Below are 18,741 nucleotides of genomic sequence, written 5' to 3' on the forward strand. Positions count from 1 at the left end.
ATAAAAAGAATTTTATTATGAAGACCGTAAAAGCTTGGAAAGAAAAAGTAGTGATACCTACTTACGAAGTTGGAAAACCTGAGAAGTATCCTGTTTTCTTAGATAAACGCGTGTATCAGGCAAGTTGTGGAGCTGTATATCCACACCCAGTAATTGAAACAATTAGTGATACGAAAGTAGATAAAGAATGGGATGCCATATTTATTGAAAATGATTATATAAAAATTATGGTTTTACCAGCATTAGGAGGTAGAATTCAAATGGCATATGATAAGATCAGAGAGCGTCATTTTGTGTATTACAACCACGTTATAAAACCAGCTTTAGTAGGCTTAACAGGACCATGGATTTCGGGAGGTATAGAGTTTAACTGGCCTCAACATCACCGACCAAGTACTTACGATCCTACAGATTCTTATATTGAAGAAAATGAAGATGGTAGTAAAACTGTTTGGGTAAGTGAGTTAGAACGTATGTTTCGTACAAAAGGAATGGCTGGATTTACATTACATCCGGATAAAGCCTATTTAGAAATAAAAGCACACCTGTATAACAGAACACCACATCCACAAACTTTTTTATGGTGGGCTAATCCAGCAGTAGCAGTGAATGATCATTACCAATCGGTATTTCCACCAGATGTAAATGCGGTTTTTGATCACGGAAAGCGTGATGTGTCTGAGTTTCCTATCGCTAAAGGAGAATATTATAAGGTAGATTATTCGCCAGGAACTGATATTTCCAGGTATAAAAATATCCCTGTGCCAACAAGTTATATGGCTATTACCTCAAACTATGATTTTGTTGGGGGGTATGAAAATGATTCAAAAGGAGGATTGCTGCATATTGCTGATCATAACGTATCTCCAGGAAAGAAACAATGGACTTGGGGTAATGGAGATTTTGGGCAGGCATGGGATAGGAACTTGACAGATACAGATGGCCCATATATCGAACTTATGTGTGGTGTTTACACTGATAATCAACCAGACTTTGCTTGGATGCATCCCTACGAAGAAAAGAGCTTTAAGCAATATTTTATGCCTTATTATAATGTAGGCGTTGTAAAGAATGCTACAAAAGAAGCTTTGGTGAATTTAGAGATAGTAGACGATAAAGCTTTGGTCAAAGCATATGTTACCTCGGAATATCAAAATGCTTCTATTATTTTAGAAGGTAAAGACGGTAAGCTGTTTGAAGAAACTTTAGACTTATCACCTGAGCATGGTTTTGAAAAGTTAATAGAATTAAACGGAGCTCAGTTTGATGATATGAAAGTATCTGTATTAGATAACAATTCTAAAGTACTTGTATCTTGGACGCCAGACAAACACCTTTCTGATGAAATTCCAGAGCCAGCAAAGGCAGCTAAGGCTCCAAAAGATATAGAAACCGTTGAAGGTTTATATTTACAAGGGTTACATTTAGAACAATATCGTCACGCCACTTTTAGTCCGATTGATTACTATGAAGAAGGTTTGAGAAGAGAGCCAACCGATGTTAGATGTAATAATGCTATGGGATTATTGTGTTTAAGACGTGGTCAGTTAGAAAAAGCACTTCCGTATTTCGATAAAGCGATAGAAACTTTAACTAGGCACAATCCAAATCCATACGATGGCGAGCCTTTATTTAATAAAGGTTTAGCTTTAAATTTCCTTGGAAGAAAGGATGAGGCTTATGCGAGCTTTTTTAAAGCGTGTTGGAATGCCCAATGGCAGGACGCGGGGTACTTTAACTTGTCTCAAATAGATTGCTTCAGAGGTGATTTAAAGAAGGCTTTAGATTTGATAGATCGCTCTTTAATTAAAAACTGGCATAACCATAAAGGAAGACATTTAAAAAGTATTATTTTAAGAAAATTAGGAAATACTCAAGCAGCGAGTAAGCTTGTTGAAGAATCTTTAACTATTGATAAATTTAACTTTGGAGCCTTATACGAGCGATATTTATTATCTAGTAACGAAGAAGATTTACAAACATTTAAAGCATTAATTAGAGATTATGCTCATAATTATATAGAGTATTCTTTAGATTACGCTTTAGCAGGACAATTTGATGAGGCCATAGCTGTATTAAATGTACATACCGAAAATAAATCGGAAGTGTATCCAATGGTGTACTATTTCATGGGATGGTATTATGATCAAAAAGGAAACGCAGAAAAGGCGCTAGAGTACTACCAAAAGGCATCTCAAATGCCTGACACGTATTGTTTTCCAAATAAAATAGAAGAAGTTTTAGCGCTTCAGGCAGCATGTAAGGCTAATCCAACCGATGCTAAAGCCTTTTATTATCTAGGAAATTTCTGGTATGCTTCAAAGCAATATAATGAAGCTAAAACATGTTTGGAAATGTCGGTAAAATTAGATGATTCATTTGCAATTTCACATCGAAACTTAGCTTTATTATATTATAACAAATCAAATCAAAAAGATGAAGCCAGAGTACATTTGGAAAAGGCTTTTGAGTTAGATTCATCGGATGCTCGATTATTAATGGAGTTGGATCAATTGTACAAAAAAATAAATATATCTGTTGAAGAGCGACTTTCACTACTAGAAAAACATATCGACCTTACAAATTCTCGAGACGATTTGTATTTAGAGCGTATAGCCCTTTTTAACATGAAGGGTGATTTCGAAAAGGCGGCGTCCTTAATTAAACAGCGTCAATTTCACCCTTGGGAAGGCGGCGAAGGTAAAGTACCATTTCAATATCTAACTGTTCAAACGGAATTAGCTAAGAAATTTATAAGCCAAGGAAATTATGAAAAGGCGATTGAATATTTGAAGCAAGCACAAACATATCCTCACAATTTAGGCGAAGGAAAGTTACATGGAACACAGGAAAACGATATTCATTACTGGTTGGGCTGTGCCTTTCAAGGTTTAGGTCAAGAAGACATGGCTAATCAATATTTTGAAAAAGCGTCACAAGGTTTAAGTGATCCAAGTCCTGCCATTTTTTATAACGACCAACAACCTGATAAAATCTTCTATCAAGGTCTGGCGTTACAAAAGTTAGGTAATGATAAGGAAGCTGCCAAACGCTTTGAAAATTTACTTAATTATGGAAAAGATCATATGAATGATGATGTGAAATTAGATTATTTCGCTATTTCATTACCTGATTTGTTGATCTGGGAAGAAGACTTAAACGTCGTTAATAAAATACATTGTAATTATTTAATAGGATTAGGATTATTAGGCCTAGGAAAGCAGGAGGAAGCTTCAAAAGCTTTTAGAAAGGTAACTAATGAGGCATTTCACTTGCCTGCAAATATCCATGCAAATCTTGTACTGAGTAGTACTAGCAGTTAGATTTTAAGAAATAAACTTTAAAGGAATGATAGAACTTAAAGCGATGATGAAAAGTATATTTATATTAGTTACATGCTTGTTAAGTATAATGGGACAAACCCAAACTAAACCTAATATTCTTTGGGTAACTATAGAAGATACATCTCCTCAGTTTATTGGCTGTTATGGCAATCAAGATGCCAGTACACCTGTAATAGATAAATTGGCTGCCGAAGGTATTCGTTTTACAAATGCGTTTTCAACAGGAACGGTTTGTTCACCTAGTAGGTCAGCTATTATTACAGGGGTTCCTACCTATAAAATGGGCACGGGACATCATCGTAGTAATTATCCTATTCCTGATTTTATACATGGTTTTCCATATTATTTAAAACAGCAGGGGTATTACACATCAAATAATGTAAAGACAGACTATAATATTGCCAATGAAAAAGATTTTATAAATGATGCCTGGAATGAGAGCTCTAATAAGGCAAGTTGGAGAGGGAGAGCTGAAAATCAACCTTTCTTCTCGGTATTCAATTTTGCAGAATCTCATCAGTCACGGACTATGAGCATGTCTTATGATTGGTATTTAAAAAATGTTTGGAATCATCTGCCAGAATCTGACAGGATATCCGATGATGCTTTTGAAATGCCACCATTTTATAATGATACCCCTGAAATGCGTAAACAGTTTGCAAGAGTTTATAATTCCATAAAATTAACCGATAACCGAATTGGAGAACTTTTAGAGAAGTTAGAAAAGGATGGTTTGAGGGATAATACTATAATTTTCTTTTATGCCGATCATGGAGAAGGTATGCCTCGAGGAAAAACTAATGGCATTAACTTGGGATACCGTGTTCCTTTTATAGTATGGTTTCCTGAAAAATGGAAACATTTATCGCCATGGGGTAAAGCGGGGTCAGTTAGTGACGAGCTTGTTAACTTCGAAGATTTGGCACCAACAATGATTAGTTTGGTGGAGGGTAAAGTACCAAATTATCTTAACGGAAGTATTTTAATGGGGGCTGAACGTTCTAAAGAAAAGAACTACTTGTTGCTTTCATCTGATAGGGCTGATAACGGTACCGATTTGGTTAGAACGATTACCGATGGACGTTTTGTTTATTCACGCAACTATATGCCATTTATGCCTGAAATGCGTTATATACGCTATATTGAAATAGCAGATATTACTAAACACATGCGATTAGATTATAAAAATAATCAATTGAATGAGTTGCAAGAGCGTGTCTTTAAAACACGCCCAGCAGAAGTTCTTTATGATATTGATAATGATTTATGGGAGACTAAAAATTTGGTTAACAACCCCCAATACAAGACCATTTTGGAAGAGATGAGAAATGAGTTGGATATTCGGCTTAAAAAAGCGCGTGATGTACACTTTTTACCTGAATACGAAATTGGGATGATTTCAAAAAAAGAAACACCCTATCAATATAGGTTGGACGACGAAAAATACTCATTTGATGATATTTATAGTGCAGCTTCATTATCAGGGAAGACAGGAAAAGAAGCTGCTAAAGAGCAAGTCAAACTTCTTAGAAGCAACAATAAAATTGAACGATATTGGGGTGTTGTTGGTTTAATGAGTCAGAATAAAAGTTTAATAAAATGCCATAAAAAGTACCTGGTGAAAGCTTTAAAAGATAATTATTGTCCTGTGGTAATTACAGCCGCCAGCATTTTATATAATCATTTTAATGATGCTAGTTCCCTAATGATATTGAAGGAGTTTTGCCAAAGTGACAATATGGATTTGGCACTAATGGCAATAAATTATACTCTTTATTTTGAACAAAAAGAAGCTTTTATCGAGACGGTTAAAACGGTTTATAGTTTGCCAAATCGTAATTATAATGTAAAAGCAGCATGCCAGGATTTTCTTGGAATAATTGGCGAGATAGAAAATTCAAGTGATACAGAAAATTAGTAGTTTTCTTAATTGCGCTAAGCATGAAAATATTTAAATACAAGAATGAAAATGTTTCGTTTTATTTCGATAGTGACTTTGTCACTTTTAATTTTTTTAAGTTGTAACATCTCTAAAGTTGATGAGATTTCATTAGCTGGAAATTGGGAAGTCAAATTAGATTCTACTAATGTTGGTAAAGAGGAGAATTGGGCAGCAACTAAATTTTCAGGTTTAAAATTAAGTTTGCCCAGGACTTTAGATGATGCAGGAATTGGTAAACCAAATACATTAAAGCCAGCCATAAATAATTATGTGATGTCTAATTTAACGAGAAAACATCAGTATATAGGAAAGGCATGGTATCAAAAAGAAATTGTTATACCAAGCGACTGGAAGGGGAAAACAATAGCCTTAAGTTTAGAACGTGTTATTTGGGAATCTTCGGTTTACCTTGATGGAGTTTATGTTGGGAGTGCCAATAGTCTTATTGGTAGTCATGACTTTCAGTTAAATAAATTAAAAGCAGGCAAACATTTGTTGACTATAGTAATTGATAATTCAAATAAGTTTCCCTTTATAAATGTTGCAGGAACAAAATATCCCGATAAAGTAAATCAAGATATGGCGCATGCCTATACCAACCATACGCAAATAAAGTGGAATGGCATTTTAGGTAATATGATATTAAAAGTATCAAATAAAAATGCACCAGAGAATCTTCAGGTATATCCAGATGTAGAAAGCAATAAATTAAAAATTACGTTTAACCAGTTAGACTTTAAGGATAAAACACTTCGATGTATTATAAAATCAATAAATGGTGATATTGTTTTTAATAAGAACATAGACGATTTTAAAAGAACTAATAATCATGTTAGTTTTGAGGTGAATAAACCAGATAAATTGGAGTTTTGGGATGAGTTTAATCCGAATCTATATGATGTCTCAATAGAAACAGGTTCAGGTGCTGTTAATACGAGGTTTGGTTTTAAAGGGTTAAGTAATAATAATGGGGATTTAACTTTGAATGGAAAACGTATTTTCCTTAGAGGTAATTTAGAGTGTGTTATTTTTCCGTTGACAGGTTATCCGCCTATGCAAAAGGAAGAGTGGGCAAGACTTATAAGGCAAGCCAAAGCTTATGGTTTAAACCATTTAAGATTTCATTCATGGTGCCCACCAAAAGCAGCTTTTGAAGCTGCGGACGAAGCAGGTTTTTATTGCCAAGTTGAATTGCCGCATTGGAGTTTAAAAGTTGGTCAAGATGAAAAAACAACTCAGTTTTTAAAATCTGAGGCCCATAAAATAATTAACGATTACGGTAACCATCCATCTTTTCTTTTTATGGCACTGGGTAATGAACTACAGGGTGATGCTAGCTTATTAAATGGTTTGGTTGCAACATTAAAATCAAAGGATAACAGGCATATGTACGCAACAACTGCATTTTCATTCCAAAAACCGATGGGAACAAGACCCGAGCAAGAAGATGAGTTTTTTATAGCGCAATGGACAGATAAAGGGTGGATTAGAGGTCAAGGAATTTTTAATAGTAAACCACCACACTTTAATGCCGACTACACTTCGGGAAGTGCACATATAAAAGTACCTTTAATATCTCATGAAATAGGCCAATACTCGGTGTATCCTGATATGAGTGAAATTTCAAAATATACGGGAGTCTTAGAGCCACTTAATTTTATTGCAATAAAAGAGGATTTGGAAAAGAAAGGGCTATTAGATTTGGCACCTGATTTTACCCATAATTCAGGGAAATTAGCTGCATTATTGTATAAAGAAGAAATTGAACGCGCTTTAAAAACACTAAGTTTTGACGGATTTCAATTATTACAACTTCAAGATTTTCCTGGCCAAGGCACGGCGCTAGTTGGGCTATTGAATGCTTTTTGGGAATCAAAAGGTGTTATTTCACCTGAAGAATTTCGTCAGTTTAACAGTGAGTTGGTGCCACTTCTTCGTTTTGAAAAGGCTGTTTATGAATCAGGAGAAAACTTTAGTGCTTCTATAGAAGTTGCAAACTTTTATAAAAAATTAGAGAACCAAACAATCTATTGGACAATAAAGGATGATCTTGGGCCTGTTGTCTATGAGGGAGAATTAGGAGACTTGAATTTAGCTTTAGGCAACAATGTTAACTTAGGAGATCTAAAATATTTAATAGAGACAAAAACAGCTAAGCGATTAACAATTACCCTTAGTTTAAAAGGGACTAGTTATAAAAATACTTGGCATATTTGGGTATACCCTAAAAATGTTTCCACAGATTCGAAAGGTATTTTAATCACGTCTTCTTTTGCTGAAGCTGCTGTTGCATTAAACCAAGGAAAGAAAGTATTTCTTAATCCAGATTATAAAGCATTGGAAGGTATTGAAGGGCGCTTTGTACCTGTGTTTTGGAGTCCTGTGCATTTTCCAAATCAACCAGCGACAATGGGGTTAATGCTAGATAATAAACACCCGGCATTTAATCAATTTCCAACCAGTACTCATACCGATTGGCAGTGGTGGGACTTGTGTATCAATTCTAAATCAATAATTACTGATTCGTTGAATGTAGAACCAATAGTTCGCGTAATTGACAATTTTGTAACTAATCATCATTTAGCAAGCGTGTTTGAAGCAAAGGTAGGAAATGGGAGGCTGGTTTTTTCGGCAATAGATTTGACGTCAAATCTAAATGAAAGACCTGTTGCAAGACAATTGCGTTATAGTTTACTGGAGTATATGAATGATGATGCATTTAGTCCGGATAAAGAGATTAAAATAGAAGATTTAAATAGAATAAAGTTGAATGAAAAGAATGGTTCTTTTTCTACCACGGATATTTACAATTAAGAAGAGATAAGATTCTAGTTAACACCTAAGCTAATATAGAAGAATTTCGGGAGAATAGGAGATCGTTTAGCAGGTCTACTTTGAACGGAACAATAGTTTTAGGTTAATAGCACTATTAAACAGTTTTAGTAAAGTAAAAAATTAAATTATATAAGAAATGAAAATTAGTCAAGTATTGATTGTTTTGGTTATGGTATTCGTTCTCGGAAGTTGTAACGAAAATGATAAGGTTGAACGGCCAGTTTATATAGCTTCAGCCTGGGAGAACCCAGAATGGGAAAATCCAGAAATATTTCAAATTAATAGGGAAGCGCCAAGGGCAACATTTTATAACTATGAAAATACTAATGAGGCACTCATAAATAATGGGTGGGAATCCTCCTCTTTTTACCAATCTTTAAACGGTACTTGGAATTTTTATTATGCGGATAGTTTACAGGCTAGGCCTACTAATTTTTACAAAGAAGATTTTAATATAAAAGGTTGGGACACTATTACTGTGCCTTCTAACTGGGAAATGCTTGGATTTGGCCTTCCAATATATACTAATGTAGTGTATGTGTTTCCTAAAAATCCACCTTACATACCACATGATATGAATAATGTGGGAAGTTATAAACGAAAATTTAAAATTTCTGATGATTGGGACGGTAAAGAAATATTCTTACATTTTGCGGGAGTAAGTGGTGCCATGTATGTTTACATAAATGGTAACATGGTGGGATATAATGAAGGCAGTAAAACCCCAGCAGAATTTAACATAACAAAACACCTTAAATCTGGAGAGAATCAAATAGCAGTGCAAGTATTACGTTGGTCAGATGCGAGTTATATGGAAGATCAAGATTTTTGGAGATTAAGTGGTATTGAGCGCGATGTATATTTACGTGCGGAAAATCCGATTTATATTAAGGATATTGAAATCAATGGAGATTTAACATCCGACTATTCACAAGGTATTTTTGATATTCGATTGGACTTTGGTAGTTATTCTAAACAAAGTAAAAAAGGTCACTACGAAGTTAAACTTTTAGATGGAGCAAAGGAACTTACATCGTTTTCAAAAGACTTAGAAATACCTTCAGAGGAGACTGTATTTGGAGTTCATAGCGAAACTATACCAAACATTATTCCTTGGACAGCAGAAACACCTAAACTGTATACTGTTTTAATAACCCTTAAAGATGCAGATGGTAATATATTGCAAGCAACATCTTTAAAAACTGGGTTTAGAAATATTAAAATAGAAAACAATCAATTTTTGGTAAATGGTAAACCCGTTTTGATAAAAGGAGTAAACCTTCATGACCATGATGAAAAAACAGGACATGTAGTTAGTGAAGAATTAACACTTAAAGATTTAAAATTGATGAAGGAAAACAACGTAAACGCTATACGTTGTAGTCACTACCCTAAAAATCCGTTTTTTTATTCTCTTTGCGATCAATACGGTTTTTATGTTATAGATGAGGCTAATATTGAAACCCATGGAATGGGTACCACAAATCAAGGTTTGGATAATAATGAAAAGGCTAAAAGTGTGCATCCCGCATATTTGCCAGAATGGAAAGCTGCACATATGGATAGAACGATTAGAATGTATGAGCGCGATAAAAATCATCCGTCAATCGTGATATGGTCTTTAGGTAATGAAGCAGGTAACGGAGAAAATTTTTATGCAACATATAATTGGTTAAAACAAACCGATACATCACGACCTACGCAATACGAAGGAGCAACAAGTTATGAAAATACAGACATCCAAGCACCTATGTATTGGAGAATACCAAAAATGATAGAGTACGCAGAAAACAATCCTAAACGTCCTTTAATTCAGTGTGAATATTCACATGCTATGGGAAATAGCCTTGGAAATTTTAAAGACTATTGGGATATTATTAGAAAATATGAAATCATGCAAGGTGGTTTTATTTGGGATTGGGTAGATCAAGGGCTTTTGGCTACGACTGAAAATGGTGAGTCATATTGGGGGTATGGCGGTGATTTTGGAGCAGAAAATATTCAAAATGATGCAAATTTTTGTTTAAATGGTATTGTTAACCCAGATCGGACGCCACACCCTGGACTGGAAGAATTAAAAAAAGTATATCAAAATATTCATTTTAAAGATTTCAATTATAAAACAAAACAAGTTACCGTTTATAATGAGTACTTCTTTACCAATTTAAATAACTTTAATTTTTCGTGGTCGCTATTTAAAGACGGAATTGAAATAGATAAAGGACAAATAGAATCATTTGATTTAGAACCTGGTGAAACTAAAGAATTAAATCTTAGTTTGCCAGAAATAGATTTGCATTCAGGAGAGTATTCACTTCAATTACAAGCTTTAACCAAAGATAATTGGTTTTTAATAACTAAAGGTTATCCATTGGCTAAAGAAGAATTTGTCATGGGTTCATATGTCCCCGTTTTCAAGAAGAATACAGAAGAAACTATAATACTTTCTTCAAATGAGGATAGTTTGACTTTTAAATCAAATAACTTCGAAGCTAGTTTTAATTTAAAAACAGGTAAAATAGTAACATTAAATTATGGAGATGGTAATATATTATTAGACGGTATTAAGTCAAATTTTTGGAGAGCAACTACCGATAATGATTTTGGTTTCAATATGCCAAAACATTTTGCTGAATGGAAAAAGGCCACAGATGAGCAAACACTGATTTCAATTGAATTAAAGGATGGTGATAAAGTTTTAGATTTAATATCTAAACCTCAGAATTTAAGCTTAAATAATACTTGGTCAAATTTGCAGGTGGTTTATCAGTTACCAGATAATATGGCTAAAATACAGATAGATTATAAGATAGAAGCCTCAGGACAAATAACGGTTACAAATTCACTTAAAGAGGTTAAGATTGGCTTGCCGAATATACCTCGCTTTGGAAATAATTTTATTTTGAAATCAAATTATAATCAAGTAGACTGGTATGGTAGGGGACCACAAGAAAATTACCAAGATAGAAATACAGCAGCGTTTGTCGGAATATATAAAGCTAAAGTAGAAAATCTATATTTTCCATATACTCGTCCACAAGAAAATGGATATAAGACAGATGTAAGATGGGTAACTTTTACCAATGAAAAGGGACAGGGAATCAAAGTTATGGGGCCAGAATTCTTAAGTTTTAGTGCGCACCATCAATACAATTCAGATTTTGATGCAGGTTTGACAAAGCAACAGCGTCATACAACAGATATTATAACTAGAGATTTAGTTAACGTCAATATAGATTCTATTCAAATGGGAGTTGGTGGAGATACCAGTTGGTCGGCCAGACCTTTAGAGAAATATCAAATTAAATCACAAAACATGGGGTATTCCTATTCAATTATTCCAATAAAATAAAAAGTGAAGTATATGGAAAGTATTATTGGTAGTAAAATTAAAAAGATGTTACCATTATTAATGACTCTCTTGAGTATGTGTCTGTTATTTGCTCAAAAAAAGTATTCAGGATTTGATCCAGGAGCAATATGGGAAGATACAGAAGGTTTACACATTAATGCTCACGGTGGAGGAATGACCATTGTAGGAGATACTTACTATTGGTTTGGAGAGCACAAAGTTAAAGGAGGGCGAGGTAATCAATCTTGGGTTGGTGTCCGAGTGTATTCATCTAAAGATTTGTACAATTGGAAAAATGAAGGAGTTGCTTTAACTGTTAAAAAAGATCCAGCTTCTTTGCTTATAGAAGGAAGTGTTATTGAACGTCCCAAAGTTATTTACAATGAAAAAAACAAGAATTATGTGATGTGGTTTCACCATGAACTTAAAGGACAAGGTTACGATGCAGCACTAGTTGGCGTGGCAGTTTCAGATTCTGTAACTGGGCCATATGAATACCTTAAGAGTTTTAGAATGCACCCTAAAGTTTGGCCACTTAACTTTTCTGAAGAACAAAAGAAGCATGCCATAGAAAAATCAAAAGAAAAATTAAAATGGGGAGAAGGTTCTGTACACGGTGTTTATTTTTTAAGAGATTTTGAAATAGGGCAGATGTCTAGAGATATGACTTTGTTTAAAGACGATGATGGAACAGCTTATCATATAACAGCATCAGAAGAGAACGGCACTTTAATTATATCCAAATTAACAGATGATTATCTATCCTTATCAAATGAGTATGTGCGTATATTTCCAGGTGGAAATAATGAAGCGCCTGCAATATTTAAGCAAAATGGTAAGTATTATATGATTACCTCCGGCCTTACAGGGTGGAAACCAAATCCGGCAAGGTCGGCTGTGGCAAGTAATATGTTTGGTCCATGGAAATCACTTGGTAACCCAGTAAGAGGTACTGAGGAGGAAAAAGCAACGACTTTTAAAAGTCAAAGCACCTACATTTTTCCAGTTGTAGGAAGGAAAAATGCCTTTGTTTTTATGGCAGATAGATGGACGCCACAAAATGCAATAGACGGCAGGTATATTTGGTTGCCAATTGAATTTGAGGGCGATAATCCAATTATAAAATGGTATTCTAATTGGAATTTAAGTTTTTTTGATTCTAAAAAATAAGAAAAAAGTAGAAAAGATAAATAAAATGAAAAAGAGCAAAATTTTTGTGAGCCTCGCGCTAATAATACTTGTGTTTTTAAGCTGTAAGTCGAATAACACCAATTCAGCAAAAGAAGACCTAGAGAGAATTAAACAGCCGAATGTAATAGTTATTTTGGTGGACGATGCAGGTTATGTAGACTTTGGTTTTATGGGAAGTGAAGATTTACAAACACCTAATATAGATGCATTGGCAAACAGTGGTGTAAAATTTACGGACGCGCACGTAAGTGCAACAGTTTGCGCACCGTCAAGAGCAGGCTTAATTACAGGTAAATATCAGCAACGATTTGGTTTTGAAGCGAATGGCACAGGAGGTGTTGGTTTAAGTGATGATGTGGTAACTATGGCAGACGTTTTTAAGGCTAATGGATATAACACCTACGCTTTAGGGAAATGGCATTTAGGAGAAGATATTTCAGACCATCCAAACCAAAGAGGTTTTGATGAATTTTATGGTTTTATAGCAGGAAGTAGATCATATTTTCCACTAAAAAATCCATCAAAGGAAAAAATGCTTCAACATAATGGAAATCGAGTTGATTTTGAAGGTTATATGACAGATGTATTGGGAAATCAGTCTGTAAAGTATATTGAAGATTCTAAGAACAAGCCTTTCTTTATGTATTTAGCATATAATGCAGTGCATACGCCTATGGAGGCCAAAGAGGAAGACTTAGCGAAGTTTAAGAACCATCCGCGTAAAGAATTAGCCGCTATGACGTGGTCATTAGATGAGAATGTTGGCAAACTTTTGAAAAAGTTAGATGAACTTGGAGAGCGCGATAATACATTAATCTATTTTTTAAGTGATAATGGAGGAGCACATAACAATCAATCTAAAGAGGGGCCTCTTAAAGGTTGGAAGGGTAATAAGTTTGAGGGAGGTCATCGAGTTCCATTTGTTGTAAGTTGGCCAGCAGGTTTTAAGGGCGGTAAAAGTTTTGATGGACTTTCGTCATCTTTGGATATTTTTCAAACGTCATTGGCTGCTGCCAATATAGAGAAACCAGACAATCTTAGATTAGATGGCGCAAACTTATTGCCTTATTTAAAAGGAGATATAAGTGGCAATCCACATGAACAACTTTTTTGGAAGAAATTAGATAAATCAGCAGCTAGAATTGGCAATTATAAAATAATTAATTTAGAGGGTTATGGTTCGGTTATGTACGATTTAAGTAAAGATTTAGGAGAAACTACTAATTTAGCTATTAAAGACCCAAAAACATTTAACAAAATAACTTCCGCATACGATGAATGGCAAAATGAAATGATGAAACCGCTGTGGAACGAAGGAGATGCTTGGGAAGGAGTGTGTTATTATATACATAAACAATTGATGCAGAATAAAGATGCAGAATATAAAGATATATGGGATCCAGCATATAAGGAAGCTATTAAAAAGAATTAAAGGTGCTGTCCTGAAAAGTATGTAAGTAATAAAACGAGGGTTTAACTTTTTTAAAGTTGAACCCTTTTTTATATTTATTTTAAAATAATTTCCAAGTTTTTAATAGATATTGATCAGTTTTTGCAAGTCCAGAATAAATCAATATACAATTCTAATCTATACCGAAATGTTTATGTGCTATAAATAACCACATTTTCTGCAGGATACGCACAGAATAGGTCTGTAATGTTGTCCTATTAGGTGTCCTGTAAATTATAATGTTATTTTTTTCTTACTATGTTCATTTGAAATTAATAATTATGGGATAAAATATTATTCTTACTTTTGGTAAAGATTTGAGGGCTAAATGTTTAAGTGGTTCGTGATTCGGTTAGTTTAATTTGCAATCATTTGTAAACCCTTATAAATACTAAGAAACTTACGTTAGGTTTGAATCCTGGCGTGGTCAATGAAGTAAAATGCAACTCGTTAAATTATAACTGGTTGCATTTTTTGTTTCTATTTAGTTTAGATTAATAAAATCATTCTGTTTTACCTAACTGCAAAAAAAACGAAATGGAGCATTGGGCTTCCTATATTAGCCTGGACTTCCCGGATTAGATTGAATTATTATATGTACTGTTTATGGTTCTCGGTTTCGTTTCTATCCACGCATCAAGAGTTTTCATAATTAATAAAAATATATCCGGAAATATTTTCGTTGACAAGCTATGGACTATTAGCTTAGTTCAATCTTTTCAGAGGACTACTAGTTACTTATCTCTTTTGATATCATTTTTTTGTGTTAAATTTCTTTTAAGATAAATAACAGCAATTACAGGATACTACAGGATAGTAGTTTTAATTGTAAATAATACATTTATGCATCACAATAACAACTATAACCAAATAACTAAACTAATAATAATGAAATTAAAGCTAAATTATGCAGTAACACTGCTCTTTTTATCCCTTATTCTGGGGGTTTTGTCTTGTGGTTCGGAAGAATATCCCGATATTAATAATTATGATGATTCGATAGGTGTGTTAGAGTCTTTTGTTGTTAGACCTGGATTAAATATGGTTTTAATCGAAGGTGTAATCGATAACCCTAGTATATCTGAAGTTGTGATTTATTGGAATGATCAGTCAGAGTCTGTTGCTGTGCCTGTTGTTGATGGGGCTATTTCTGTGCAAATAGATAACTTAGAGGAGAAACTTTATGTTTTTGAAGCAAAAGCTAAAGATGCTCAAGGAAAGAGTTCTGATTTTATCACGGCAGGAACCAAAGTTTATGGAGCTAGCTATGTTGAAAGTCTTGAAAATCGAATGATTTCAATAAGCGATTTAGTAGATAGCTATTTAAGTCTGACCTTTGGGAACGCTGATTTATCCACAGGAATTTTAGGGACCGAATTAGTTTATCAAAACACTGAAGGTGAAAATGTTGAATTAACAATAGATTCTAAAAAAAATCAAATAAATATTTCTGATTTTATGAGTGGATCTACTTTAAAGCATCGTTCCTATTATTTATTTTCTCCTTTAAGTCTTGATACATTATATACAGATTATGTAAAACACAAACCTTTCGTTTTACCTGAACTAGGCAATGCAGCTGTTCCGTTTATAGCAGAAGAAGTAAGTGGACGCTGGGGAACGTTAGCTGCTCCATGGATTACTAACGAAGCGGCTAAAAATCATGGAGGTCTTGGTGGCTGGGACGAGTGGAATGGTAATATTTTCAATTTAGAATCTGGTTGGGGGTCTCCTTATATTGTTGATGGGAAAATATATCAGGTAATAGCTGCAGAACCGGCTAATTACAGGTTAACAATAGAGGTACTTAGTACTAATCATGATTCAAATCCTGATGGCGCATATTTTGTTATAACCAAAGGAAATGTGGGCATACCTAATGTGGTTGATGTAGAATCAGCATCTGAGGTAATAGGCTATCAAAGAATAGGTGCTGCAGGAACTTATACTGTTGATTTTGTTTTAGATGAAAGTTCTGAAATCTGTATCGGAGAAGTGGCTACACAAAACGGAAATTTCTTTTGTAATATTATCTCATGGTCTTTAGGGTTGTCTGATTAGGAATCCTATTCAAGTGAGTATGTTTGTTAGAGAATAATTATAAATACGATTTTTTATATCAAGTTATAAATAATTCGCCTACAAAATCAGCTGTTAAGCAGGACAGTGCAGGATAGAATAACAAAATTTTAACATTTAATTTGGGTAATAAATGTAGCTATTACATTTAAACAGTATGGGATTGTGCAATCGATAGTCCTGAAAAACCAACGACTAACTAAATTATTAACCAAAAAACTAATTATCTATTTTCTAGAAGACATCTCTTTACCCTAAAATTTGGTTTACTGACCGCTTTTTATTTTAACAACCTAAATAAGTACAACTATAATGAAGAAAATAATACGCTATTATTTGCTATTTTCACCACTAATCCTTTTTCTAACTAATTGTAGTAAGAAAGAAGTCAATGAGTATTACGCAAGACCGGATGATCTTGAACCACCAATTTACCAACAACTTGAATCGCGAGGTAATTTTCAGAATTTAACCACACTGATAGAGATTGCTGGTTATAAGGATATTCTTGGAAAAGCAGGGTATTGGACCATGATGGCGCCTAATGATGCTGCTTTTGAAAACTATTTCCAGGAACAAGGTATTTCTGATGTATCGAGTATCGATTCCTTAACTGCCTCTAAAATTGTTAAATATGCTTTAATTTATAATGCTTTCCGCAGTGAGCGGCTTTCCGACTACCAATCGAATGTAGGATGGGAGGAAGATTTAGCTTTTAGGAGAAGAACTGCGTATTACGATGGCTTTCAGGAGAAAACTGTTAATGGCTCTACCATGGTTGTTGTAGGGTCTAACCGTAATAATGCAGAGGGAGGTGATTCTTATATTCCCGGAGACAATAATAATAAGTATATTTCTTATTTTACTGAAGAGTATATGAGTGCAGCAACTCTTGGTAGTTATGATTATAATTTCTTCTTTCCAAATTCTACCTACACGGGATTTAATGTGTTAAGTTCAGAGGTTGTTCAAGCTGATATTGTTGCTGAAAACGGCATCATTCATGAAGTTAGTAAAGTGTCTTTACCTCCGTTGAATATAGACCAGCAACTAGAAGCCAATCCTAATTACAGTTTATTCAGATCTATATTAGAAGAGAATCTGGTGAATTATGTATTCGATCAGGAAGCTACAACAACGTATCAAAACTATACCCGTAAGTCCGATCAGGTTTACGTTAAAGTTTACGATGCTGCCTTATCGTTTTCTCCAAACAATGAAAACTTCCTAAAAGCAACAGATAACGACGGGCAAAGTGATGCTTATACTTTAATTGTTCCTGAAAACTCAGTATTACAAACATTTGTAGATGAGGTGTTGTTAAAAAACTATGAGTCGTTGGATAAATTACCTAAATATGTTTTTGAAGACTTCATCAATGCGCATATGATTCAGGCTGCAGTCTGGCCTTCTAAAAAGGGCGGCTATAGTAATGCTTTAGAAGAAGACATTCGTATTGATATGGATACCGACGTTATTGAAGCCAAGCTTTTAAGTAATGGGTTCTTTTATGGAACTAGTCGAATTCAGGAATCGAATCTTTTCTTCAGTGTATATACTTCGGCGTATTTAGATCCTGATTTCACACTAGCGACTCGCTTGTTTAATGATGGTTCCGGATATCGTGAGATTGCCAGTAATATCTATAGTAACTACACTTTATTCTTACCTTCAGACGAAATATTAATGAATTTAGGTTTCGATTACGATATTAATCGTTCAGAGTGGGTATATGTTTCTCCTGAAACCGGAAATGAAGTTCGAGGTAGTTTAGCCAGAGCCAGAATTGCCAGAGTACTGTATAATGGTATTGTTCCTACGCCTAATATGGAACTGAATGATTTGTCTGGTTCAGGTATTATTCGTTCTGGCGATTTCGATTTGCCGGGTGAATACATTAAATGGGAGAGTGGGCAAGTGTTTGCCGCAGGAAACGAAGTGTTAGGAACTAAAGTTAACATTTTAGGATATGAAGATCAGCAAAATGGTCGTACCTATTATATAGATAATATTTTAGAGTTTAGTGAAGAATTTCAGGGTGTCGATTTGGCTGCTTTAGCCGCCGAAACCGATTCTCAATATGCGTATTTCTTTGAATTCCTTAAGAGCTCGGGACTTTATGATTCTGCTTCAGGTGCCATTGATGGTATAGAATTAGGAACACCTTACACTTTTGTTATTCCTAGTAATACAGCCATCATGCAAGCAGTTATGGATGGAGTATTACCGGGAGATCCTTTAACAGGAGTGCCTAATTTCACACCGGCTAATGATGCAATTAAGGAAGGAATAACCACATTTGTTAAATATCATTTCCTAGCAACCAAAACAGCTTCTGATGATGGGCTAATTAACGGATTGACAGAAACTTTATTTAAAACAGAGTTAGGAGAGAAAACTTATGTAAATATTGTTTCTACTCCGGGAGATTTAAGCTTTGTTGATGCGGGTAACAGAGTTGCTAATTACATTCCTTTAGAAAGTAATCATTTAGCCGATCGTACACTTATTCACTTAGTAGATAATTATCTTTTATACACGGAATAAA

8 protein-coding genes are annotated in these 18,741 nt (G+C 34.3%); all 8 read left to right on the forward strand.

All coding sequences use genetic code 11. The features are described from left to right. The first annotated feature begins 17 nt into the window (after positions 1–17). The 8 genes from ICJ84_RS05150 (at position 18) to ICJ84_RS05185 (ending at position 18,740) form a co-directional block, all read left to right on the forward strand. The gene (locus tag ICJ84_RS05150) at positions 18–3,323 is read left to right on the forward strand and encodes a DUF5107 domain-containing protein (protein WP_188215264.1); all 3,306 of its coding nucleotides are present in this window, start codon (positions 18–20) and stop codon (positions 3,321–3,323) included. A gap of 25 nt (positions 3,324–3,348) precedes the next feature. Continuing rightward, positions 3,349–5,262 (forward strand): sulfatase family protein, encoded by a 1,914-nt coding sequence (locus ICJ84_RS05155; RefSeq protein ID WP_188215265.1) that lies wholly within the window; start codon positions 3,349–3,351, stop codon positions 5,260–5,262. 51 nt (positions 5,263–5,313) lie between these two features. Next, the gene (locus tag ICJ84_RS05160) at positions 5,314–8,100 is read left to right on the forward strand and encodes a sugar-binding domain-containing protein (protein ID WP_188215266.1); all 2,787 of its coding nucleotides are present in this window, start codon (positions 5,314–5,316) and stop codon (positions 8,098–8,100) included. A gap of 157 nt (positions 8,101–8,257) precedes the next feature. Next, positions 8,258–11,473 (forward strand): glycoside hydrolase family 2 TIM barrel-domain containing protein, encoded by a 3,216-nt coding sequence (locus tag ICJ84_RS05165; protein WP_188215267.1) that lies wholly within the window; start codon positions 8,258–8,260, stop codon positions 11,471–11,473. Positions 11,474–11,485: 12 nt separating this feature from the next. Further along, a complete protein-coding gene (locus ICJ84_RS05170) occupies positions 11,486–12,643 on the forward strand; it encodes a glycoside hydrolase family 43 protein (protein ID WP_194408532.1) in 1,158 nt (385 codons plus the stop codon). A 25-nt stretch (positions 12,644–12,668) separates the two neighbouring features. Next, positions 12,669–14,096, forward strand: a complete 1,428-nt coding sequence (locus ICJ84_RS05175) for a sulfatase-like hydrolase/transferase (RefSeq protein ID WP_188215268.1) — start codon at positions 12,669–12,671, stop codon at positions 14,094–14,096. A 906-nt stretch (positions 14,097–15,002) separates the two neighbouring features. Continuing rightward, the gene (locus tag ICJ84_RS05180; protein ID WP_188215269.1) at positions 15,003–16,175 is read left to right on the forward strand and encodes a DUF4998 domain-containing protein; all 1,173 of its coding nucleotides are present in this window, start codon (positions 15,003–15,005) and stop codon (positions 16,173–16,175) included. A 330-nt stretch (positions 16,176–16,505) separates the two neighbouring features. Next, positions 16,506–18,740, forward strand: a complete 2,235-nt coding sequence (locus ICJ84_RS05185) for a fasciclin domain-containing protein (protein ID WP_188215270.1) — start codon at positions 16,506–16,508, stop codon at positions 18,738–18,740. Position 18,741 lies beyond the last annotated feature (1 nt).

Origin of the sequence: Aestuariibaculum suncheonense (assembly GCF_014596935.1) — a bacterium.
In the GTDB taxonomy this organism is placed as follows: Bacteria; Bacteroidota; Bacteroidia; order Flavobacteriales; family Flavobacteriaceae; genus Aestuariibaculum; species Aestuariibaculum suncheonense.

Excerpts from the sequence above, each read along its gene's own strand:
- ICJ84_RS05180 (WP_188215269.1), top strand. The coding sequence starts at position 15,003 with ATGAAATTAAAGCTAAATTATGCAGTAACACTGCTCTTTTTATCCCTT.
- ICJ84_RS05160 (WP_188215266.1), top strand. The coding sequence starts at position 5,314 with ATGTTTCGTTTTATTTCGATAGTGACTTTGTCACTTTTAATTTTTTTA.
- ICJ84_RS05185 (WP_188215270.1), top strand. The coding sequence starts at position 16,506 with ATGAAGAAAATAATACGCTATTATTTGCTATTTTCACCACTAATCCTT.
- ICJ84_RS05165 (WP_188215267.1), top strand. The coding sequence starts at position 8,258 with ATGAAAATTAGTCAAGTATTGATTGTTTTGGTTATGGTATTCGTTCTC.
- ICJ84_RS05175 (WP_188215268.1), top strand. The coding sequence starts at position 12,669 with ATGAAAAAGAGCAAAATTTTTGTGAGCCTCGCGCTAATAATACTTGTG.
- ICJ84_RS05155 (WP_188215265.1), top strand. The coding sequence starts at position 3,349 with ATGATAGAACTTAAAGCGATGATGAAAAGTATATTTATATTAGTTACA.
- ICJ84_RS05170 (WP_194408532.1), top strand. The coding sequence starts at position 11,486 with ATGGAAAGTATTATTGGTAGTAAAATTAAAAAGATGTTACCATTATTA.
- ICJ84_RS05150 (WP_188215264.1), top strand. The coding sequence starts at position 18 with ATGAAGACCGTAAAAGCTTGGAAAGAAAAAGTAGTGATACCTACTTAC.